Below are 23,656 nucleotides of genomic sequence, written 5' to 3'. Positions count from 1 at the left end.
AAAGTCCACTTCTATCAGGTGAACTTTCCATTCTTTCTCGTCTAGACTCCAGCGCCTAGCCCCTGGTCCCACACGACGTGGGTCATGCAGCTATTGCGACAGGATGTCGCGATCCTAAGCTGCCTTCCTCTGTCACTTCAGTCTTGCTGATAAAGGCAAAAAGCGCCTTTACCTTCAAGCCTTTCAGTGCTTTTCGGGGCTGAACAGGCGCTTGCGCTTTTGTTTTCAAGCCAAATTTACCTCTTTGTTCATTTTCTCTTCTTTTAATTCATCTACTGCAAGTTTTTCTTTTTCTTGTTCTGTCAACTTGACAATCGTAAAGCCTGTTAATGCATAAATAATGGATATCAACGGAACAACCAAATTCAATATGGCATATGGACCGTATTGGACGACGCTAACGCCCAATGTTCCAAAAATGAATACACCACACGTATTCCATGGAATGAAAACAGATGTCAGTGTTCCGCCGTCTTCAAGTGCACGTGATAAGTTTTTCGAATGCAAGCCCATATTCTGATACGCTTTACTAAACATCCTTGATGGTACAACGATTGAGATATATTGCTCTGAACAAGATGCATTTGTTAAGAAACAAGCCCCGATTGTCGAGATAATTAACGACGCGGAAGATTTAACAACTTTTAGCAGTTGGTTCATCAATGCCTGAAGCATCCCTGAAAACTCCAATATCCCACCGAATGTCATAGCTACAATCGTCATGGAGACTGTATACATCATCGAATCTAATCCGCCCCTGTTAAATAATTCATCGACCATTACATTTCCCGTGGCAATTGTAAATCCGCTCTGCAACGCCTCAATCCCTCCTATGAGAGAACCACCTTGTATAAATATTTGTGAAAGGAACCCAAGTACAATACCGACAACCAGGGCTGGAATTGCAGGTACTTTTAAGGCTACTAACACAATGACGGCAAGTGGCACAACTAAAAGCCAAGGAGAAATAAGAAAGTTTTCTTGTAGTACTTTTGCTGTTTGTGCAATTTCAGCAACTTCAATATTATTTTCAGCAAAACGCTTTCCTAAATATGCATATACACCAAGCGCGATCGCTAGTCCAGGAATCGTCGTGTAAAACATGTGCTTGATATGATCAAACAAATCCGTCCCCGTTAATCCGGCTGCTAAATTCGTAGTATCTGAAAGCGGTGACATTTTATCCCCAAAATAGGCTCCTGATATAATTGCTCCTGCAATCATGCCTGCTGGAATCCCCATACTTAAACCGATTCCCATTCCGGCTACGCCGATTGTTCCCATCGTCGACCATGAGCTACCAATTGCCAATGAGACAATTGAACAAATAAGACAAATTGTAACTAGAAACCAAGCGGGCGTAATGATTTGCAAACCATAGTAAATCATCGTGGCGACAATTCCGCCGCCCATCCATGCGCCAATTGTCAGCCCTACCAAAATAATGATAACAACAGCCGGAAGTGCCAAACGAATACCTTTATACATCATTTCCTCAATTTCTTTCCAAGTAAAGCCCGCTCTCCAAGCTACGAGAGCCGCAGTCGACGTTCCAATTATCAATGGAATATGGGGGCCCTGTTCTAATTTAACAACCGTAAATATCATAACAATAATCATTATGACTAAAGGAAGTAGTGCCATCCAAAAACCAATTTTTCTCTCATTTTTTTGTTCCATCTATATTCCCCCCAAATGAAATATTCCAAAAATTATTAACTGTCGCTTAATAGTCGTTAATGAATATAGTAAGGGCTGTTTGAAGCAATGTCAACAGTATTTCCGCATTTATTGTAAGCGGTTTCAACCTTCTAGTAGTTTTATTCTAACTATTACTTTTTCAGGCCTGTATAGGTTGATAAAAAGTATCCTATTGAATTGGCTTAGGCTCCACCTTGTTAGGCATCTTCTCTCAGTTAATATAGGTATTCATTTGTTCAACTTATATAGTTGTTTATTCCCAAAAAAAGTATAGTGAAAAGGTAGCTGTTCTGATAATATGTAAGCAACTAAACACTATCAAGCTGACATGCATAAACTCTATCCGCTGTTGCACTCTCGTCTTTTAGCTCAGATAGTAACAGTCGAATGGATAATACTATTCCCCATTGAGAAATTTCAATGGGAAAGGTTTACTCTAGTTGGTTAATCAACAATCCTGCTATAAGGATTCATATTCTATAGGATGGGAGCCTGCATATGCATTCAAAGAAAAAGTATAAACGACATATCTCCCCTCCAGTGGTGATTGCCGGGAATTTCCTGCTGCTAATCCTTATCGGTACGCTACTTTTAAAATTGCCAATCGCGACTGAACATCCAATCTCTTGGATAGATGCGCTATTTACGGTAACGTCTGCAACGACGGTGACGGGGCTCATTGTATTCGACCCGAGCTCTACACTCACCTTATTCGGTGAAATTGTCCTAATGTCCCTAATTCAAGTTGGAGGAATCGGCTTGATGGTATTTGCTGTAGCGATACTTTTATTGCTTGGTCGCAAAGTTGGAATGCAGAACAGAATTTATCTACAAGAATCATTTAGTTTTCAAACGCTCGGAGGAATGGTCAAATTTGTTCGTCAGATTTTTCAGTTCGTTCTGATCGTTGAAGGGGTCGCCATTATTATCCTGTCGTTCTATTGGGTACCAACTTTCGGGTTGCAAGATGGAACTTATTACAGTACTTTCCATGTCATCTCAGCATTTAATAACGCTGGTTTTTCATTATTCCCTGATAACCTCTCTCAATTTGTTAGCGATCCGCTTGTTAATCTTGTTCTTTCCTCATTACTGATCATTGGAGGACTAGGGTTTGTAGTCGTGCTAGATCTTATTAAAAATAAGTCGTTCGTGCATTGGTCACTTCATACGAAGATGATGATTACCGGAACGATTGCATTAAATTGTGTGGCCACAGTGACAATCTTTGTTCTTGAGTTTAACAATGTGCATACAATCGCTGACTTTTCATTAGCCGATAAAGCACTGGCATCTTATTTCCAGGCGGTTTCACCTCGTACTGCCGGCTTTAACACAATTCCGACTGGTGACATGGAAGATGCTTCTTTGTTATTCACAATGTTCCTCATGTTCATTGGCGGAGGTAGTGCCTCAACTGCGTCGGGTATTAAATTGACCACATTTTTAATTATTATCTTAGCAACCATTTCCTATTTTAGATCCATACGGGAACCTCATCTTTTTGGAAGGACAATCAGATTTGAAATCATCTTTCGATCGTTAGCAATTGCAGCGGTTAGTACTATGATCGTTTTTGTTTTTATATTTTTATTAACAATTACAGAAACCATCCCAGTATTTCCTCTGGCATTCGAAGTCTTTTCAGCATTCGGGACTGTGGGATTATCAATGGGGGTAACCGAAGACTTTAGTGCTATTGGAAGAGTGTTATTATGTGCGGTGATGTTTTTAGGTCGCATTGGTCCACTGACATTATTCTTTTTACTGTTGAAACCGAAAAAAGAGTCTTTCCGTTATCCTTATGATCAAGTCCAGTCTGGATGAAAAATTAATGATTCAAAGTACAAAAATATAGCCGTATAATCCTTCCTCTTTGACAAATACTATTTGCGAGGACATAAACACAAAATAAATCCTCTGCCAAAATAGCAAGGCAAGGAGGGATAATACGTGAAGTATTGGGGATTAAAATTAGGAATTGTTAGTGTATTGTTTTTTTCAATCGCTTATGTTTCTTTTGCAACTGAGAAAGATAGGCCATATTACGAAGATAAAGGCTATGTACTGTGGAATATCAAGACAGAAGAGAAAATCATTGCTCTTACATTTGACGATGGTCCACACGCTACATATACACCACAAATTTTAGATGTGCTTGATAAATATGATGCGAAGGCTACATTTTTTGTTATTGGTGAGCGCGCAAAAAAATTTCCTGCTATTATCCTCAGAGAACAAGATGAGGGCCATGAAATAGCCAATCATACGTATACCCACCCCTATTCAAAAACTGCAGAAGTGCTAAAATCTGAATTAATAAAGACAAATGAAGTCATTTATGACATTACCGGTACTTATCCATCTTTGTATCGGCCCGTAGGTGGAAGTTATAATGATCGTATTATTAATATTGCCCTGGAGAATGGGTTCAGAGTAGTTATGTGGTCATGGCATCAAGATACAAAAGATTGGAAAAGACCAGGGGTATATAATATTGTAACAACAGTATTGTCAGGCGCTAAACCAGGTGATGTTGTTTTATTTCACGATGCGGGTGGTGATCGCTCCCAAACCGTGCAAGCACTCGAGGAAATTCTACCTGCACTTAAGAAGCAGGGATATGAATTCGTCACGATATCTGAACTTTGGAATAGGAATGGTAGTAAAGGTTCAAATCAAAAAGATGATTTATTGAAATGAAGTGCCATAAGATTTATCTACGATAGGCATATTGATGAATTCAAATTTCCCATTCTAAGTATAATAGGGCTGTCTACCATTAGTGTTGTGAAAGCAGTTAAAGTTAGCCGAAAACCAGTTTTAGTGTAACTAATTGTGTCACTTTTTTCACACCTCAGTTACCCCCAAACGTTTCTTATAATCGCCGCGGACACTAATTTACGCTGCATTTGTTATACTGCTCTATGTAGAAACTTTCATAGAGGGAGTGTTATGTATGCAAATCATAAAAGGTAAAAACGCTATAATTACTGGTGCAGGCAGGGGTATCGGCCGCGCAACAGCCATTGCTTTTGCTCAAGAAGGCATCAATGTAGGACTTATCGGAAAAACAGCCGAAAACCTTGAGAAAGTAGCAAAAGAACTAAGCGAATACGGTGTCGAAGTGACGATGGCAACTGCTGATGTATCGGATAATGAATCGGTTATTGCTGCAGTCGAACATATCAAATCAGAGCTTGGTCCAATCGATATCCTCATTAACAATGCAGGCATCGGTAAATTTGGCAAGTTCCTTGACCTTTCACCAGAAGAATTCAAAAATATTATTGATGTGAACTTGATGGGCGTCTATTACGTCACACGAGCTGTTCTTCCAGAAATGATTGAAAGAGAATCAGGCGACATCATTAATATTTCCTCAACTGCCGGTCAGAAAGGCGCACCTGTTACAAGCGCATACAGTGCATCAAAATTCGGCGTTCTCGGACTTACGGAATCACTTATGCTTGAAGTAAGAAAGCATAACATCCGTGTCAGCGCATTAACGCCAAGCACAGTTGCTACAGACTTGGCTTTCAGTGAAAACTTAACGGACGGCAATCCTGATAAAGTAATGCAACCGGAAGATCTTGCAGAAGTAATGGTCGCACAGTTGAAACTGCACCCACGTATTCTTGTTAAGTCTGCTGGTTTATGGTCGACGAACCCTTAATACCTCAGAATATAAAAAGCCTTCCAAATCCCCTTTGGAAGGCTTTTTTACATTCTACAAACACTAATCACTTAATAATAAGGCGAAATCAATATATAGACCAACACACCAGTAAAACTAACATACAGCCAAATCGGCATTGTCCAACGAGCAATTTTCTTATGACGCTCATTCTCCATATTCCATGCGCGCGCCACACTTGTAAGTGCAAGCGGGACTATAGCAGCTGCAAGGATAATATGTGTGATTAGAATGAAGTAATAGAATCCGGCCATAAAGCCTTCTCCACCGTAGGGCGTGGATGGAGCCAGATAATGGTAAGAGACGTACGTAATTAGGAAGAGAAACGTTGTTACAAACGCTGCGTAAATAAAACGGCGATGAACAGTGATATTTCGTTTAAGAATGGCGATTAAAGCACATACCAGGAATACAAACGTAAAACTATTCAAAATTGCATTCGTCAAAGGCAGAATTGTTAGATCGAACGCATCAAAATCTTTAACGCCTCGCATTCCAGACAAGACGCCAATTGCGCCGATAAGTATAACAGAAAGTGCAATAATCCATGGTTTATAATTACGTTTTTTAAACGTTTTTGTAGACTGTTCATTTTTCATCATAAATGTCATTCACTCCATTACTAGTTGAATAAAACGCTATCCTATAATTGTATAGCAAGAAGTAAATCAGTGCCTTATCAAAGAGTACTTTTTTGTGAACGAATACTGTGTATGTTGAACACGTCTGTTGATCAGCTATTTATTTACGTAAAATACTGGTGAGAAGGGCTTGATGACCTTCATTTTCACTGGACTATTTTCGGCCCGCTTACGGCTAACTATTCATGACAGATTTACTGAGGTGGCCATACTTTTTCAGTAATCCTGTTTCGAATAGTCGCCTGTCGCGTTCCTAGACTATTCAAGTGAAAAATGCAGTTGTTTTGGAAGAAAAAAGTAGATGAGATTCTATGGAAAGTGTAAGTGATCTTTTGATACCTTATAGAAAGTGACACTTCTTTAACATAAAAAAGAAAAACAATAGTGAAAGCATCAGCTGCCAAAATTGCATCTTTGGCGGCTTTTAACCAGGTAAGAAGCCAGCTATTCTTTCGTCCCAAAAAGTTTTAGCACTTTGTGTACGTATGCTTTTGGGGCGCGACGGATGAATGACCACCATACGATTACGGAAAAAAACTGTGTAGGGATGCACAAAGTCGTATCCCTACACATTCAGACATCTCGGTAATCTTATAGAAGTCATTCCATCCAAAGCGATCCAAAAGTGCAACTATACAAGTAGTGGGCATGGGGTGATCAAGATATTTTTTGGTTACCTTTGGTTAATCAACACATGTGATGTTGAACAAATAAATACCCATATAAGCCTTGCGCCGTAGCTAATTCATTGGAATTCTTTATTCCACCCTATATAGTTGAATAGTCAAAATTCTGATATGCTAGTAACAGGTCATACTGTTGGAGCTGAACCCCTAATGAATTTACTCTTAATTATTTTACCGGTATTTATCATCTTCTCTATTGGCTATATTGGACAAAAGTTTATAGGCTTTGATATTAAGTCTATTTCAACAGCAGCTCTTTATTTGATGTCTCCCTTTTTAGCGTTTCGGACATTTTACACAAATGAATTGACGATGGATTATTTCTATATTGTGTTATTTAGTCTACTCCTGACAACTATCCTGCTACTTGTCGTGTGGATTACGGCACTTTGTATGAAGGCAACGCGGTCACAATTATCAGCAATGATTCTTGGGGGCGTATTTATGAATAGCGGGAACTACGGAGCACCGGTAGTGCTGTTTGCATTCGGAGCAGTCGGATTTGACTATGCCGTCATTATGATGGTGTTTCAATCGTTACTCATGAATACTGTCGGCATCTTCTTTGCATCAATTGGTGGAGAAGAAAAATCTACTTTAGGCCAGTCCGCACAACGAGTGATCCGCATGCCGCTCATTTACGCAGCCTTTTTAGGAATCGCACTCCAGCTAGTTTCAATTCCTGTTCCAACCGCAGTCATGGAAGCCATCGGTCTCGTTGCGGATGCATCTATTCCGACGGTAATGCTTGTACTCGGTATGCAGCTTGCAGCTATTTCGCGAAAAAGAGTCGCTTACCGTTTTGTTTCTGCAGTCAGCATCATCAGAATGATAGCCTCTCCACTAATTGCAGTCGGAATTTTGTATTTCATGCCCGTCAATGACCTTCTAAAAGCGGTCATTATTGTACAAGCATCCATGCCGGCAGCGGCAAATACAACGATGCTTGCATTACAATTTGGGACGGAACCTGATCTTGTGTCGTTTACAACATTTTTCACGACACTAATCAGTATTATCACCATTCCCGTCGTACTGTTCTTCCTAGGTGTTTAATTCTAACAGGTGATTGGATAACAGATTTGTCGTTCCCTCCCGTATAACTTCCCCCTACTACGGTTAGATTGAAAGTAATCTACTTTAGATAAGGCCGGAAAGGATGACCGAGTTGACAATGTTGCGCATAATTTTACGAATCGCGATGATCTCTGCCCTACTATTGATTGTTGGTTGTAGCAATAAGAACCTAGTAACAGAATCTGATTCGCCAAAAGAGCCGCTTGGTGATACATACGGCTTCACCGCTTTTGATGTAGCAATTGATACGAAAGAGATTAAAGGAGCAGTCACCGCCAATTATGATGAAAAGCGTGATAAAACAGAGGCAACTTACGAAAACCAAATGGAAGATCTTTATTTACATGGTGATAAAGCCATGGAAAAACTCAATACAATATTCGAGGAACTTTCGCTTGAACCTGATATGGATGACGTAGATATCATCAAGCAGGCATCAGAGGCATTCGGAGTGATTGATTATAAAACGTTAAAATTGACAGTGAAATTTAAAGGTCATGATAAAAAAGTATTAATGATGACGAAGTGATCCCCGCAAAAAGATAGAAACGCCCCAATCAGCAAGTCGATTGAGGCGTTTTTTGTTGCAATCACTAGTACTACTTTTGCACATTCACTCTTCTTTTATAAACAATCGTAATGACAATGGTAACGAGTAAAATCGCCTGGGCAATTATTGTCTCGGCAGTAGGATAAAAGCCAATACCATTTAGGATTGGCAACCCCTTCACTACAGTCATTGACACTACATTCGTCAATTGCAATGTATGCAAACTAACACCTATAATTTTAAATGCCAATACGTAGATGAGTACTGTCGCGACCAGAAAGAAACGATGAACTGGAATCCGACCACTAATGCGTAGCAACAGAAAGGCAATAATGACTAAAATGATGATTGCGAGTACAATTCCGCTGATAAATTCAACTGTCGGCATTTTCGGTGCAATACCAGCGTAAAAGACAATAGTTTCGGCTCCTTCTCTAAACACAGAAAGAAAACTGATGAAGGCCATCGCCCATACACTTTGTTTTGAGATTGCATTACCCATCTGTTTCGAAATGTATTGATTCCACGAGATGACGGACGACTTACTGTGAAGCCAAATCCCCACACCTAGCATGAGCACTGCCGCGGAAAGCCCGATATATCCTTCCATCATTTCACGGCTTGTGCCGATGGTAAGCGATTGAAACAGTGTCGACATCAAAATGGCCGCAACTGCACTTACCGTAATTCCGCCGAGTGCCCCGAGGTAAATCCATTTTTGCTTGGCTTCCTGCCCAGATCTTTTTAGAAACGCAATAAGTCCAATCATAATGAGTAAGGCTTCCAATCCCTCACGTAGCAAAATGAGGGCTGAATCCAAGAAATTATACGTTGTATTTCCTTGTAGAAGAGCAATCTGCTGTTTGAAGTTGTCCAACTTCACGTTGATGCCCTTTTCATCGACTGTCTGCTTAGACAGATCGCTTACAAGAATCGGAATCTCATTTTCAATTTTCGTATAGAGTTTAGCGTTTTTCGTTCGGATATCGCCTTCAACATTCGGCCAGATTGTGATGAATTCTCTTAGTGATTTAGCCGCTTCGTCGAATTTCTGGTTTTTAATAGAAACTTTACTGTCATCTAATAGATCAATTAGCGTAGCTAGCGAGTACCCCTCGTTTTTCACTACTACTTTTTTACCCGAGACAAAGTTTTGGATTGCTGTCGTTAATACATTGAATTGCTCCGTTAAAATAAGTGTATTGGGTTCATCTTCCGCTAAAGAAATGCGAATGAATGCGGTTTGTGTTTCAATTTTTCCGTATGCGGCAAGATCTTGTTCCCGTACAGGCCGTTCACTTTTTTTCCAATTGGAAATGAAATTTTTAAGAGTTGCTTCCATCGTTGTTTTATCGCCTGATTGGATAGCCTCATGAAGCACTTTCAAGGAAGGTTGGATTGCTATATCAAAAGCTTTTCTTTGCGCCTTTTCGTCGACAGGGTTCTCTGCTTTTTCAAGTGTATGCAATGCTTTTGATAGATTCGTTAATGCTTTAAGTCTGATTTCCGAACTTTCCGCTTCAAATGCTAGTTGCAAAGCTTGCTCGATTTCTTGAGATTTCACATTGTCTGTTTCCGATAATTTTTGCCAATCCTCTTTGAAAGTGTCCAACGCCGCGATTGCCTCTGCATCATTTTCCTGTTTAGAGCCCATAATGGCATCACTGATTGAGATATACAATTCGCCGTATGATTCTGCCGCTTCAACAGGCGTCGTTATCAGTGTAAAAAATAGTAGTGCTATGAAACTGATTTGACTACAATATGCTAAAAAGTGCCTCACCGATATAACTCCCTTTTTGAATACCAGGGAAGCATGCAAAAAGTCCGCTGCCTCGATGTGTAATGTATTCATTCAATTTATCTGAACGACCGAAGCGATTTTGTATCGTTATAAACTGCTTCGGATTTTTTTGGAATGAAATGAATAGTAATCCTGCATCGTATGCCCCTGTCTCATCAACAACGCCCGAGGCATAGCTGAATGCTCTTCTATGGATACGTTCGCCCGCTTCCCTTGCAAGGCGGGAATGGGAATCCACCGGAATGACTGGATTGCCTTTTTCGTCTAAGCGATTCACTTCCAGCTCATCCATTTCGTTCAATTTCCTAAGTGGTGCGCCACTATCTCGATGTCGTCCGAATACGTTTTCTTGCTCACGTAAAGCAGTGCGATCCCATGTCTCCAGATGCATTTGAATGCGACGAACAATTAAGTAAGTTCCATCCGTCAACCAATTTCCGGATTCGCCCGGCTGGATCCAAACGACATTATTCATGTCTAGCTTGTTTTTGGAATTCGGATTGGCGCTTCCATCTTTAAACGCGAACAAGTTACGCGGAGTCTGTTTCACTCCATTTTTCACTGGGAATGAGTTAAAGCCCGTTTGAGACCAAGCTAATGAAACCTTTCCGGAAGCCGCGCGAATCAAATTGCGAACTGCATGAAACGCAACTTGTGGGTCATCTGCACATGCTTGGATGCAGATGTCTCCGCCTACATAAGCTGGATTAAGCTGATCTTTCGGGAAGTGTGGAAGGTCTTTAAGCTCTTTCGGTTTTTTACCGCTCAATCCCAAGCCTGATTTCTCAAAAAGCGAAGGTCCAACACCAAAGGTCAACGTTAAATTGGATGCATCAAGCCCTCGAGCTTCACCTGTATCTTTCGGTGGAACAAAACCATTTGCATCAGATTGCGAAATGGATTCACCATTCATCAGACGGACCGCAAGAGGCGTCCACATTTTGAACAGCTCTTGCAGTTCATTTTTAGATGTTACCAAGACGTTTAAAGATGCGAAGTAGACATGACTTTGGGTTTCCGTCGCAATTCCAGATTGATGCCTACCGTAAAACAACTCTTTATTGGTAGCATTCATGTCATCTTCAGGAGCCATCATTCCAAACGTATTCAGAATGCTACCTAATCCCGAAGCACCTATCGCAATACCGACTGCTCCAGCGCCTGTATATTTCAGCATCTGTCTGCGTGATATTTTCTTGTTGAATAATTTTTCTTGTTGTTGATCTGACATTCTACTCACTCCATAATAATGCCGATTTGACTTAATGGCTCGCCAAGTTGATTGACAGCTTCTGCTAACGCTTTAGTATCTTCTTTCGTTAGCTGCTCATAGGATATATAATTACCACTGCCATCTTCATGTTTTGCTAATAGATTGTTCAAATCTGTAAATTTCGCAGTTAACGTATCAACTAGTTTTGCATCTTTAAGTTCGATTTTTTCTTTTAGTATTTCAACTATCTTCTCTGCCCCTTCAATGTTCGCTTTAAAATCATAGAGGTCTGTATGGGAATAAATTTCTTCCTCTCCTGTAATTTTTGACGTGGATACCTCATTAAGGAGATCCACTGCACCCGTAATCATCAAATCTGGTGTTACTTCAACGGTTTCAACACGTGCTCTCAGTTCTTTCGCGTCTTTTAATAATTGATCCGCTGTCTCTTCGTAACCTACTGTCGTATTTTCAATCCACAGACCATATTCAATTTTATGATAGCCTGACCAATCTTCTTTACCCTGCCCCTCTTCTTCCAAATCGGCAAGACGCGCGTCAATACGTGGATCTAAATCGCCAAAACTTTCCGCTATAGGTTCTGATCGTTCAAAATACATACGGGCTTTCGGATAAATTTCTTTCGCTTTGTCAATGTCTCCATTTTTGACGGCTATTACGAACTTTTCAGTTTCAATAAGAAAGTGATCCATTTGTTCCATTGCGAATGCTTGATAAGCTTCCATTTCAGTTTGTAAATCAACCGTTTCTGGCTGTGTTTTATCAGAGTTAGCAGGGGCTGCATCCTTGTCGGCATTACAAGCTGCCATGATAACTCCGCCTGATAGAATTAGTGCTAAAAGTGCTTTTGATTTCATCTTGAACCTTCTCTCAAGTTAATTTCTTTCTTAATTAATAATGATAATCATTATCACTGAAATGTCAATATATAATTCATGCTTTTTAAGCGACCAGAACAAAGTGACAGTTGAAACTTGCACTCTAAATTGCACACATTTCATTATTCGAGTATAATATAAGATTACCGGTAATATACTTTATTTTAATTCGTCATTAATTTAACAGTTTTCACCATAGAAATCATGGTATCATTGTATTTTGGGAAAGTTTAAATCATGGCTATTAATTAATCTAAAGTCGTCTATACACTATTTAGGAGGTGTTTTATGTTTTCACCCGATTACGTTGAACAATCCAAAGTTAAAGCGCAGTTGGCGAATGCAATTACATTGTTGAATTTAAGTTTTGGCGTTGTTGCTATCATTCTTATTATAAAAGGCTTAGGTCATATGAGTTTACTATTCATTTTCCTTGCTGCATTATTCGATCGTTTCGATGGAATGGTGGCAAGACATTACAATGCAGAATCACTCTTCGGCAAAGAACTCGATTCGTTATGCGATCTTGTTTCATTCGGTCTAGCACCTGCATTATTAATTTACGAAACAACTCTTCATACGACACCTTGGCTTGGAGTTATCGTTACCATTTTTTACGTATTGGCTGGCGCAGTTCGTCTGGCCCGCTACAACTCTTCTGAATTTGATGGTGCATTTTATGGTGTTCCGATTACAGCAGCGGGAATTGTCATGACATTAAGCTTTTTCCTTGTTCCATATGTCGGCCCCTTATTTTTCGTTGTATTGATGTTGATTATGTCAATATTGATGATTAGCAATATTCGCATTGCGAAAGTGTAAATGACTAGTTCGGAGGATAATATAAATGAAAAAAGCACTCTTTAAGTCTTTTGTTGAGCTGACAGGGAATCCAGTTTCTTCTGCTCTTTTAAAATCATTTACAGGCTCACGATTTAGCCGGCCGTTCATTCAACCATTCAGCAATGCTTATCGCATTAATAATGACGAAATGGAATACCCAATTTCACACTATAAGAGTCTGCAAGCACTCTTTACACGCCAGCTAAAAGATGGAATACGTCAAGTGGATCCTTCGCTGAACGTCCTCACTTCACCAGTGGATGGCGTTGTAAGTGGATTTGGGAAAATAGCTACCGACCAATCTTTCCTGATAAAAGGCCATCAGTATAAGATAAACGAAATTATGGGTACCTCTGAAAAAGCAGCTGCTTATAAAGATGGCATGTATTATATCTTTTATCTATCTCCAAGCCATTATCATCACTTCCACTATCCTGTAACGGGAGCATTGGTTTCGCGATACGCCCTTGGCGGCGTTTCTTATCCTGTGAATAGTTTAGGATTACGTCTTGGACAGAGCCCCTTCTCTACGAACCATCGCCTAATTTCAGAAGTAATGACGGATTTCGGAAAAGTGGCCATTGTAAAAGTCGGTGCGTTAAATGTGAATAGTATTCAGCTCCTTAACTCTTCGAAAGAATGTATTAAAGGTAATGATTTTGGTTATTTCAGTTTTGGTTCTACGGTTATTCTGTTTATAGAAAATCACCCAAACTTTACTCCGACTGTTGAGTTGAACAGTGAAGTACTAGTGGGACAACCAGTTGGTAAGTGGATTCAATAGTAAGGAAAAAAGCAATTCTTGATCAGATAAGACTGATCAAGAATTGCTTTTTTTATGGTAAGAAAGTATACGTTTTTTTCAACTTAGAATAGAGTCTAGCTCCAGGCGCCAGCCGCTTTTCTTAGTGTCTAGCTACAGGCGCCAGCCGCTCGGGTCATAAGCAATCCAGCTATGTGGCAAAGAGCGCCACGTCGCCGGATTGACTTATGCCTGTCGCGCCTAGAAGGCGCCTTCCGCTTTTCTTAAGGGCAGTTATTTATTCGCTATATGCACTTTCAATAGCTTTCCTTTAACCGTTGTCGTTTTCATTTCATTCAAAACGAGTTTACCTTTACCATTCAATATATCAATATACGTCACAGTGTCCTGTATTTTGATGATTCCAATGTCTTCTGCCGACACGCCTGCAATATTTGTAATTGTACCGACAAAGTCAACAGCACGCAGCTTTTTCTTTTTGCCGCCATTGAAATACAATTTAATAATATCTTTGTTCACTAATACATTTTTGTTTTTCTTCAATTCAGGTAGACTCTCCAGCTTTTCAGTGAACGCAGCCATTGCGACAACAACTGCCTGTTTCGATGGAGCATTGCGTTGTTCAATTTCAAATCCGATGTACGCTTCAATCTCATCAAGCAAGTGATTTTCATTAGGCGTGACGAAAGAAATCGCTTTCCCTCTTTTACCAGCCCGTCCAGTTCTTCCTACTCTGTGCACATAACTTTCAGTTTCCACAGGCAGGTCATAGTTAATAACGTGCGTAATGCTGTCGATATCAATACCACGTGCAGCAACATCTGTAGCAACCAAGTAGCGGAATTCACCGCGCTTGAACTCATCCATAACAGAGAAACGGTCTTCCTGCATCATACCGCCATGTAGTTTATCGCAAGTATAGTGTAGTTTTTCAAGCTGTTCAGTAACACTGTCCACCTGATCTTTTGTCCGGCAAAAGATAATACAGCTATCTGGATTTTCAACAACAGTCACATCACGCAGCAGGTCAAACTTTTGGGGATCCCTTACGATAATGAGTGAGTGGTCAATTTGATCCGTCAATGTCACAGTTGAAGCTATCTCAATATTTTTCGGGTTGTTCATGTATTTACTGCTTAGTTTGCCAATCTTTTCAGGAAGTGTTGCTGAGAACAGCATAGTCGTTCTGTTTTTCGGTAATTTATTAATAATTGATTCGACTTGGTCAATAAAGCCCATATTTAGCATTTCATCAGCTTCATCAAGTACGAGATATTTAATTTGGTCAAGCACAAGCGAACCTCGCTCAATATGATCAAATACACGCCCTGGTGTTCCCACAACTACGTGGCATTTTTGCTTCAGTTCTTCTTTTTGATAAGCATATGGAGATTTCCCGTAGACAGCAGCTGCTTTAATACGCTTAAAACGGCCAATGTTTGTAATGTCTTCTTTGACCTGGTCTGCAAGTTCACGCGTCGGTGTTAAGATTAGCGCCTGTGGTTTATTCTCATCCCAGTTCACCATTTCACAGATGGGAATTCCAAAAGCCGCCGTCTTACCGCTACCCGTCTGTGATTTGACAACTAAATCGTTTTTAGTAAGTGCCGCAGGAATTACTTTCTCCTGCACTTCTGTAGGTGAAGAATACCCAAGCCCGTCTAGCGCCCGTGTAATCTCCTTGCTTAAGTTATAATTTTGAAATGTCATTGTAATCAGCCTCTCATTCTAAGTGTATTATCTCACAAACAGGGGCCATTCGTCAGTTAAGGAAGTCTTCTGACACTAATTATAAGGGTGATATATATATAAAAGAAAGGAATCAGCCATTTTATTCATGGCTGATTCCTTTCTAAAAGTGCGTGGTACCCATTATTTATTTTTTAATGGTGACAATGTTTTCTTCTTTCAATTCAACAGTACCTGACTTATTAATAACGACTGATTCACCCTCAAATAGATTAGTGAAGATAATCGGAGTAATGATTGAAGTCGCATGTTCCTTAATATAATCAACATCGAACTTCAACAAAGGTTGTCCTTTTTTAACACGATCACCTTGTGCAACTAAAGCTTCGAAACCTTTACCCTCTAATTTTACTGTATCAATCCCAACATGAATTAAAATTTCTCTTCCTGAATCAGCTAGAATCCCTAGTGCATGTTTTGTCGGGAAGAAAGTAACAATTGTCCCGTCAACCGGTGACACAACAGTACCTTCTGATGGTACAATCGCAAAACCGTCGCCCATCATTTTTTCGGCAAACACAGCATCAGGTACTTCTGAAAGCGGCTTAATCTCTCCTTGTATCGGTGAAACAAACGCTTGATTATTTTCATCCAAAGAAACTTTTCTTTCAGTAATAACCGGCTGTTTTACTTCTTCAGAACGAGATCTTTTTCCACTGATTACGTCTTGAATTTGACCTTTAATAATCTCAGATCGCGGTCCAAATATTGCTTGAATATTATTTCCAACAGTAAGCACTCCAGCTGCTCCAAGTTGTTTCAACCGCTTTTTATCTACTTGGTTCTCATTATTCACAGATACACGAAGTCGCGTAATACAAGCGTCAAGGCTTAAGATATTTTCTTTTCCGCCCATTGCTTGTAATATTTCAAACGCCAAATCATCCGCTGCTACACCAATCTCACTAGACGCATTCTCTTCTTCAGGTTCGCGGCCAGGCGTCATGAGGTTAAACTTCTTAATAGCAAACCGGAAACCAAAGTAGTAGATGACTGCAAATACGAGACCAACAGGAATGACCATCCAAGCATTCGTCTGCGGATTTATCGCACCAAAGAGAATATAATCAATTAAACCTCCAGAGAACGTCATACCAATTTTCACATCTAAAAGATGCATGATCATAAATGAAAAACCTGCAAAAAGTGCATGGATTCCAAATAATACTGGCGCTACGAATAAGAATGAGAATTCAATTGGCTCAGTGATTCCCGTCAAAAATGACGTAAGGGCCGCGGATCCCATAATTCCCGCCACAATCTTTTTCCGTTTAGGATCTGCGCAATGATAGATGGCAAGAGCTGCCGCTGGAAGACCAAACATCATAAATGGATATTTCCCAGTCATGAATGTACCGGCTGTAAGTTCTTGTACACCATCTTTAATTTGTGCTTGGAAAATCGGGTTATCACCTCTGATAACCTCTCCCGCTTGATTGATATACGTTCCGAATTCGAACCAGAATGGTGTATAGAAAATATGATGGAGTCCGAATGGAATTAACGAGCGCTCAACTACACCAAATACGAATGCTGATAGAGCAGTATTCCAGTTAAGAACAAAGTTTGAAAACACATTTAATGCTTCTTGTATTGGTGGCCAGATTAAGATCATTAGTAATCCGAGGACAACGGCAGAAGCTGCTGTAGCAATCGGTACAAATCGTTTCCCGGCAAAAAAACCAAGGTATGATGGCAACTCAATATCGTAATAACGATTGTACATCGCTGCGGCAAGCACCCCAACTATTATTCCTCCAAATACACCTGATTGGAGCGATGGTACTCCGAGTAATAGTGCATAAGCCGGGTCTCCCCCTTCTAACACCGTTTTTGCAGAAAGACCGAGACCCGTTCCCATCGTGGCATTCATAATTAAATAGCCAACAATTGCGGCAAGTGCAGCAACGCCTTCACCGCCTGCAAGACCGAGGGCAACCCCAACTGCAAACAGAATAGGTAAGTTACCAAAAATGATAGCTCCCGATTCCTCCATAATAGATGCAATCTTTACAACCCACCCACTATCAAGGAATGGGGCAAAATTCGTTAATACTGGATTTTGCAAAGCATTACCAAATGCTAATAATAGACCTGCCGCCGGTAAAATCGCTACCGGAAGCATAAGTGATTTACCGATTTTTTGTAAAACACCGAAAACTTTTTTAAACATAGTAAAACCTCCCTTTATACATGATTCAGTCATTGGATCTCTTCATTGCCCTGAAAAACGGCATAAAAAAACATGAGTATAAAAGAAATTGAAATAGCCATCAAAAAGTTTCCCTCTCGAAGCTGTATCAATCATCTTTGTACTCATGCCTGATTCTATCAGTAACACGTATGAAGATAATATGTTATTAAATTATATACGAATAGCTAGTAAAATACCTATTAACTAATCCAATGACTTTAAAATCAATCCTACCATAGTTAGATTAATTTTTCAAACAGATTTTAATATCAGTAATCGTTCCAAATTATTATTCGACTCTTGATTGAATCCGCTGTAAATGAAGTGTTAAATAAACTGCCTCAGCATCATAAATTTCCATTTGTAATGTCTGTTGTATCACTTTGATCATCTTCCAAGCAAGATTGTAACAAACTGGATACTCTGTTTTTAACAGTCCCGTTATTTTTTTCGGTTCTGCAATCCTCTCTCCCCGCACTACCCGTTCAATTGTAAAACGAAGATGGCGGATCAACCGCATATAATCAATACTGTTTTTATCAATAACTACTTCCAGTTGCTCTTCAATCATTTTGACAAGCCGAACCATTAACTCTGAATGTCTTGTTAAATCACGCACATCTTTATTCACTAGGGCACTGTGAATATGTAACGCGATGAAACCAATTTCACCTTCAGGGAGTGCGACAGTTAGCTGTTTATTAACCATCGCCGTAACTTCAGCAGCTATTTTATATTCATCGGGATAAAGTGCCTTTGTCTCTAGCAAAAATGGGTTGCGGATTGCCATGCCACGCCTCATCCGACTGACCGCGAATACTAAATGGTCTGTGAGCGCAACATGAATATGTTCATTCAGTGGCATGTCAGACCTCGCTTGAATAATTTCAACAGCGGAAATAAGTACTTTCAATGTATCTTCATCAAGAGTAGAAAGAAGTTGTTTGTACTGCTCCTGCTCCTTAGGGTCATTCAACACAAATAATTTTTCAACCTTTTCTTGAATAATCGGTTCTCCACTTTTTTTCCCAAAGCCAATGCCTCGACCAATTAAAACGACCTCATTACCATTAACATCAGTTGCAATGAGCACATTATTATTCAACGCCTTCTTAATCAGATACGTTTTCATCCATCTATCCCCATTATCTTTTCTTGACTCTATTCTAGCACTAATCTCATTTGAATAGGAGCTTGTTATGCTCGTCATGGGTGTATTAAGGGACCAAAACAAGTTTTCCCATCGTTTTTCTCCCCTGCATCAGTCGATGTACATCCGCAGCCTCTTCCAGTCTGTACGTGCCGCCAATCGTCAGTGCTAAATCACCGCTCTCAATAAACCCAAGTAATTCCTTGAAACTAGCTTGATACATGTCATAATTTTTCATAATTTGTGGCAGGAAAAATCCGATGACAGATTGATTGCGGCGCATCAATTCTCCAGCAAGTAATGGTGAAGATTCACCGCTTGCTGCACCAAATACAACCACACGACCAAATTGGGCAAGACATTTCAGCGTCTTGCGGAAAATATCGCCACCGACCATTTCAAGTGCTACATCCACACCTTTCCCGTCGGTTAGTTCACGGACCTTTAATTCCCAACCTTCTTCTGTGTAATTAACAACATGATCGGCACCCATTTCTTTTGCATGCGCCAATTTTTCAGCACTGCTTGCAGTGGCGATAATCTTGCCTGCCCCGAAGATTTTTGCAAGTTGGACTGCAATTGCTCCAACCCCGCCAGCTGCCGCATGAACCAGAACGGTTTCTCCTTTTTCAAGCCGTCCCATTGTTTTTAAAATATGGTAAGCCGTCTGCCCTTGCAAGGGTAGCGCGACTGCATTTACAAAATCAACACCGTCAGGAATAGGTGCAAGTGCCATCTCATGAAGGTTGACATACTCCGCATAACCTGCCGATTCGATTAGAGATACGACGCGCATACCAGGTTTATAACGTTTAACGTCTTTTCCTACTTCGGTAATAATGCCGGCAACTTCAGCACCTGGCATGAACGGCAGCGGAGTCGGCACAACGTATTTCCCTTCACGACGCGCGATATCTGCATAATTCACGCCAATCGCCTTCACTTCTACTAACACTTCTTGATCACCGACTGTTGGTGTATCGATATCTACTAGCTCCAACACATCTGGACCTCCATACGCTTCAAATCGAATTGCTTTCATCATCAAAATCCCCCTTTAAGATATATACTGCCGTGATTCATTAATGGTTTTCGCAATAGCCCTCTTCGTTTGGATTGTTCCTTCACGCGCTAGTTCACTCAATCGATTTATCACATCAGCAACTGCTGTCTTGCGCTTCTCTCCTGTTGTTACGCCTGCAATCAATTTACGGGCAATCATTTCAACTTTGAATAGCGTATCGTCAATCAATGCTTCTGTCAGTTGCACTTTAAGGGCAGATTTTTCTTCACCCTTTTTTGCAATTGATTTCTCAGTTCGCAGTACAGCAGATTCAGCTGCATATAGTGCAATTGCTATGTCGGCCAGTCTCAGTAACGTTTCTTGCTCATCAACAATACGAGCTGCAAAAGCTTCATAAGCTAAGCCCATGGACAGCAAAAACACATTGCGTATTGCACGGATTGCTTCTTTTTCACGAGCCAGAATGTCACCCGGTAGCGCAGTTGATTGCTTTAGTTGTGCAACAGCTTGACCAACTAGCTTCGGAAGTGGGACTATTCCTTTCCCCGCCTGTTGCAAAAGAGCCATTGGAATGAGCAATCTGTTGATTTCGTTCGTGCCTTCGAAAATGCGGTTAATGCGCGAATCACGATACATTTGCTCTACCTTGTACTCTTTTATGAAGCCATAACCGCCATGAAGTTGCAGTGATTCATCTGCAACGTAATCCAAGGTTTCAGAACCAAATACTTTGCAGATAGCAGTTTCAACCGCATACTCCCTCATTCTGTTCGCAATAAGCTTCGTGTCACTTGACTCGTCCAATTCACCAAGTGCATCTTCAAGATAGGAAGCAGTTCGGTATTGAAGTGACTCTGCTGCATAAATGCGGATGGCCATATCAGCAACTTTTTCTTCGGTAGCTGTAAATGATGCGATCGTCTTGCCAAATTGTTGACGTTCATTCGTATAATCAATAGCTAATTTGAAGCTGTATTTGGCGGCTCCTGTACAGGCAGAACCAAGATTGAAGCGGCCTAGATTTAGTACGTTCAATGCGATATGATGTCCTTTTCCGATTTCACCTAATAAGTTCCGGACAGGCACTTCACAGTTGTCGAAAAACACGGCTGTCGTGGACGACCCTTTGATGCCCATCTTCTGTTCTTCTGGTCCGAGCGATAAGCCTGGAAAGTCTTTTTCAACGATGAATGCCGTGAACTTGGTACCATCGACTTTTGCATAGACAATGAACGTATCGGAAAATGAAGCATTTGTAATGAACATCTTCGTTCCGTTCAATAAATAATGCGTTCCTTCTTTATTTAATAGAGCTGTAGTAGATGCAGCTAGGGCATCCGATCCAGCAGAAGGCTCAGTAAGGCAATAAGCGCCGATAAATTCACCAGATGCAAGCTTCGGCAAATACCTTTCTTTTTGCCACCGCGATCCGAAATACGTAATCGGTAACGTTGCGATACATGTGTGATTGGAATGTGCAACGCTATAACCGCCTGCAGCACCGATAATTTCTCCTACAAGCCCTTTCGTAATTTTATCGAGGCCAAGCCCACCGTATTTCTCGGGGATACTATGGGCTAGCAATCCCAATTCTCCGGCTTTTCCAAGGAGTGACCTGACAAGTGTAAAGTCCCCTCCTTCAATTTGTTCATTGTGAGGCCGCACTTCTTTTTCAATGAACTTCTTCGCTGTATCAGCAATCATCTGGTGTTCAGCTGTAAAATCTTCCGGGGTGAAAATAGCTTCTGGCTGCGACGTGCTGTGTAAAAATGAAGTACCACGATAGGTTAGTTGTTCAGTAGTCAATCGCTTTATCCCCTTTCACAATCATTTTGTCGTTGTCAAATTCGGGTACAACCTCAATCATTCCTCTACTAGCGGAATAAAGAATATCTTCCTCCAAACCCGCTTGCATAAGCATCTGACCCGTCAAAGATGTTTTGAGTAGCGAAGCGGCATTTTCCTTATTCCCTCTATATAAATAAAGGGCTGCTTTCGCAGAATCCGTCAGTTTCCAAGACTCATTTAGTCGGAGTAATTCATCAATGACATAGCCTGCCCCGTAAAAGTCCTCTAGGGAAAACTGCTTCATGGTTCCAGCGCAGATTAAAATGATTGAATCGTCCGCGTGTTCTAGCGCTACTATTTGTGCAACTGCTCGCCCATTAATCAAAGAGGCGGCGAATACCTTTTTGGCATGCGCAACATGACGAATAGCGACGGTGCCATTCGTTGTTGAAAGGATGATGGTTTTTCCCTTAGCTACATCTTTAAGAACAGTCGGAAGCGGATCCACAAAACCTTCAATCGTTAGTCCTTCAGATTCTCCGGCAATAATCGTCGTCGATTTTTCAAATCTTGCCGCTACCTTCAAGGCTTCCTCCCCGTCCATTACTGGGATAATTTCCTTTGCCCCATGATGAAGAAGCGAGGCGATTGTCGTTGTGGCAAGTAAAACATCAAACACAACTGCCACTTTATCTTTATCAATCAACTCTGGCAGGATAGCTTCTTTTTGAAGAATGACATGAAGCTTCGGTCGAGTTACTGCTATCATTTTGTCGTTCCAATCATCGCTTGCTTGACAAGTATTTCTACAAATTTATCCATATGGGCGAAGCGTGCATCTGTCGTTTGTCCGTTTTTATAGCGGTAATAAATTTGCTGACAAATGACCGCGAGTTTAAAATACGCAAAGGTACTATAATAATTAATGTTCGTCATATCCCGTCCACTTTTCTCGGCGTAACGCGCAATAAATTCTTCCCGTGTGAAAAATCCTTTTTGAATCGTAATCGGCGGTTTACCAAGTCCATGCAGTAGCTGATTCGGATCATCCGCCTGCATCCAATAACTTAGCGCCGCCCCGACATCCGCAAGTGGATCTCCAACAGTCGTCATTTCCCAGTCAAACAAACCTGTCATCTCGGAATAATCAGGTGAAAACATCGCATTGTTTACTTTATAATCATAATGAATAATCGTTGGTTTAGCTGATTCAGGAATATTGTTTTGTAGCCAAGTCGTTAGTGCCGCAACTTCCTCAATAGCAGATGTCTTCGCTTTTTCATAGCGTCCAATCCAGCCTTGGACTTGCCTTTCCAAGAACCCATCCGGCTTAACCATCTCAACAAGTGCCGTTTTTTTATAATCAATTGCATGTAACTCCACAAGTTTATCAATCATAATTTCAGATACTATTCTTCCTAATTCTTCAGGTGAATTCGTACCACTCGGAAAGCCTGTATCTAGAACAATTCCGTGCCGTCTTTCCATAATGAAAAACGGGCTACCTATAATTGATGGATCATCAGAAAAGACAAGTGGTTTGGGTGCCGTTGGATAAACGGGATGAAGTGCAGCTAATACATTAAATTCTCGTTCCATATCATGCGCTTTGGCAGCAACTGGACCATTTGGAGGACGTCGGAGTACAGCTTGCCAAGTCCCAATTTCAAGTTCATAGGTTAAATTAGAATGGCCCGTTCCAAACTGCCGAATTCCAAGTTCACCTTCTGGTAAATCGGCACAATTCTCCCGTAGAAATCGCAAGAGAACTTCTGCGTCCAATCCTTCTCCCTTTCGGACAGGTATCGTATCCTTAGTTGTTGTTATCACCCTAATCACTTCCTATTCTCTTGATGTTAAGTCACCCTTATCAGCCA

At 40.7% G+C, this 23,656-nt stretch carries 20 protein-coding genes; 7 read left to right on the top strand and 13 right to left on the bottom strand.

Annotation, left to right across the window (positions count from 1 at the left end):
* Positions 1–82: 82 nt before the first annotated feature.
* A complete protein-coding gene (locus I2483_RS11970; RefSeq protein ID WP_207277432.1) occupies positions 83–229 on the bottom strand; it encodes a hypothetical protein in 147 nt (48 codons plus the stop codon).
* A complete protein-coding gene (gene nhaC, locus I2483_RS11965; protein WP_207277431.1) occupies positions 226–1,680 on the bottom strand; it encodes a Na+/H+ antiporter NhaC in 1,455 nt (484 codons plus the stop codon). Before nhaC ends, I2483_RS11970 begins: the two co-directional genes overlap by 4 nt.
* A 519-nt stretch (positions 1,681–2,199) precedes the next feature.
* Between nhaC and I2483_RS11960 the strand changes: the two genes are divergently transcribed.
* The 3 genes from I2483_RS11960 to I2483_RS11950 all read left to right on the top strand — a co-directional run bounded on the left by I2483_RS11960 (position 2,200) and on the right by I2483_RS11950 (position 5,377).
* Positions 2,200–3,528, top strand: coding sequence for a TrkH family potassium uptake protein (locus I2483_RS11960; protein WP_207277430.1), 1,329 nt, complete (start codon positions 2,200–2,202; stop codon positions 3,526–3,528).
* A 126-nt stretch (positions 3,529–3,654) separates the two neighbouring features.
* Positions 3,655–4,404 carry a polysaccharide deacetylase family protein gene (locus I2483_RS11955; RefSeq protein ID WP_207277429.1) on the top strand — a complete coding sequence of 250 codons (750 nt, stop codon included), beginning with the start codon at positions 3,655–3,657 and terminating at the stop codon, positions 4,402–4,404.
* 256 nt (positions 4,405–4,660) lie between these two features.
* Entirely contained in the window at positions 4,661–5,377 is a 717-nt protein-coding gene (locus I2483_RS11950) for a 3-ketoacyl-ACP reductase (RefSeq protein WP_207277428.1), read from the top strand.
* Between the two features lie 71 nt (positions 5,378–5,448).
* Here I2483_RS11950 and I2483_RS11945 read toward each other — a convergent pair whose 3' ends face one another.
* Complete coding sequence (locus I2483_RS11945; protein WP_370569643.1) at positions 5,449–5,997, bottom strand: DUF420 domain-containing protein; 549 nt, start codon at positions 5,995–5,997, stop codon at positions 5,449–5,451.
* A gap of 878 nt (positions 5,998–6,875) precedes the next feature.
* Here I2483_RS11945 and I2483_RS11940 point away from each other — a divergent pair.
* Together I2483_RS11940 and I2483_RS11935 are read left to right on the top strand one after the other, a co-directional pair.
* Positions 6,876–7,781, top strand: coding sequence for an AEC family transporter (locus I2483_RS11940; protein ID WP_207277427.1), 906 nt, complete (start codon positions 6,876–6,878; stop codon positions 7,779–7,781).
* 118 nt (positions 7,782–7,899) lie between these two features.
* Positions 7,900–8,331: a YusW family protein gene (locus I2483_RS11935; RefSeq protein WP_207277426.1), complete on the top strand. Its 432-nt coding sequence runs from the start codon at positions 7,900–7,902 to the stop codon at positions 8,329–8,331.
* A gap of 70 nt (positions 8,332–8,401) precedes the next feature.
* Here the strand turns inward: I2483_RS11935 and I2483_RS11930 are convergent, their stop codons facing one another.
* From I2483_RS11930 to efeO, 3 genes are read right to left on the bottom strand one after another with little or no spacing between them, the layout of a single operon-like run.
* Positions 8,402–10,135, bottom strand: coding sequence for an FTR1 family protein (locus tag I2483_RS11930; protein ID WP_346267725.1), 1,734 nt, complete (start codon positions 10,133–10,135; stop codon positions 8,402–8,404).
* The gene (efeB, locus tag I2483_RS11925) at positions 10,110–11,387 is read right to left on the bottom strand and encodes an iron uptake transporter deferrochelatase/peroxidase subunit (protein WP_207277424.1); all 1,278 of its coding nucleotides are present in this window, start codon (positions 11,385–11,387) and stop codon (positions 10,110–10,112) included. Before efeB ends, I2483_RS11930 begins: the two co-directional genes overlap by 26 nt.
* Before the next feature lie 5 nt (positions 11,388–11,392).
* Positions 11,393–12,247, bottom strand: a complete 855-nt coding sequence (gene efeO / locus I2483_RS11920; RefSeq protein WP_207277423.1) for an iron uptake system protein EfeO — start codon at positions 12,245–12,247, stop codon at positions 11,393–11,395.
* 309 nt (positions 12,248–12,556) lie between these two features.
* On the opposite strand from efeO, the gene pssA reads away from it, so the two are divergent.
* The gene (pssA, locus tag I2483_RS11915) at positions 12,557–13,090 is read left to right on the top strand and encodes a CDP-diacylglycerol--serine O-phosphatidyltransferase (protein ID WP_207277422.1); all 534 of its coding nucleotides are present in this window, start codon (positions 12,557–12,559) and stop codon (positions 13,088–13,090) included.
* Positions 13,091–13,115: 25 nt separating this feature from the next.
* Positions 13,116–13,895 (top strand): archaetidylserine decarboxylase, encoded by a 780-nt coding sequence (gene asd / locus I2483_RS11910; RefSeq protein ID WP_207277421.1) that lies wholly within the window; start codon positions 13,116–13,118, stop codon positions 13,893–13,895.
* A 252-nt stretch (positions 13,896–14,147) separates the two neighbouring features.
* Here the strand turns inward: asd and I2483_RS11905 are convergent, their stop codons facing one another.
* The 7 genes from I2483_RS11905 to I2483_RS11875 form a co-directional block, all read right to left on the bottom strand.
* Positions 14,148–15,593, bottom strand: coding sequence for a DEAD/DEAH box helicase (locus tag I2483_RS11905; RefSeq protein ID WP_186671838.1), 1,446 nt, complete (start codon positions 15,591–15,593; stop codon positions 14,148–14,150).
* Between the two features lie 157 nt (positions 15,594–15,750).
* Positions 15,751–17,796 (bottom strand): glucose-specific PTS transporter subunit IIBC, encoded by a 2,046-nt coding sequence (ptsG, locus tag I2483_RS11900; RefSeq protein ID WP_207277420.1) that lies wholly within the window; start codon positions 17,794–17,796, stop codon positions 15,751–15,753.
* Between the two features lie 310 nt (positions 17,797–18,106).
* Positions 18,107–18,949: a glucose PTS transporter transcription antiterminator GlcT gene (gene glcT / locus I2483_RS11895; protein WP_207277419.1), complete on the bottom strand. Its 843-nt coding sequence runs from the start codon at positions 18,947–18,949 to the stop codon at positions 18,107–18,109.
* Positions 18,950–19,034: 85 nt separating this feature from the next.
* On the bottom strand, positions 19,035–20,009 hold the full coding sequence (locus tag I2483_RS11890) for a quinone oxidoreductase family protein (protein WP_207277442.1): 975 nt from the start codon (positions 20,007–20,009) through the stop codon (positions 19,035–19,037).
* Positions 20,010–20,024: 15 nt separating this feature from the next.
* Positions 20,025–21,797, bottom strand: coding sequence for an acyl-CoA dehydrogenase family protein (locus I2483_RS11885; protein WP_255550415.1), 1,773 nt, complete (start codon positions 21,795–21,797; stop codon positions 20,025–20,027).
* Positions 21,787–22,548, bottom strand: coding sequence for a 2-phosphosulfolactate phosphatase (locus I2483_RS11880; RefSeq protein ID WP_207277418.1), 762 nt, complete (start codon positions 22,546–22,548; stop codon positions 21,787–21,789). The genes I2483_RS11885 and I2483_RS11880 overlap by 11 nt, the downstream gene beginning before the upstream one ends.
* Entirely contained in the window at positions 22,545–23,609 is a 1,065-nt protein-coding gene (locus I2483_RS11875) for a phosphotransferase family protein (RefSeq protein ID WP_481886340.1), read from the bottom strand. The genes I2483_RS11880 and I2483_RS11875 overlap by 4 nt, the downstream gene beginning before the upstream one ends.
* Between the last annotated feature and the right edge of the window lie 47 nt (positions 23,610–23,656).

It is taken from the genome of Sporosarcina sp. E16_3 (genome assembly GCF_017347125.1).
Lineage (GTDB): Bacteria > Bacillota > Bacilli > Bacillales_A > Planococcaceae > Sporosarcina.
The sequence above is the reverse complement of the archived record's forward strand: the minus strand, read 5'-3'. Positions and strand labels throughout refer to the sequence as shown.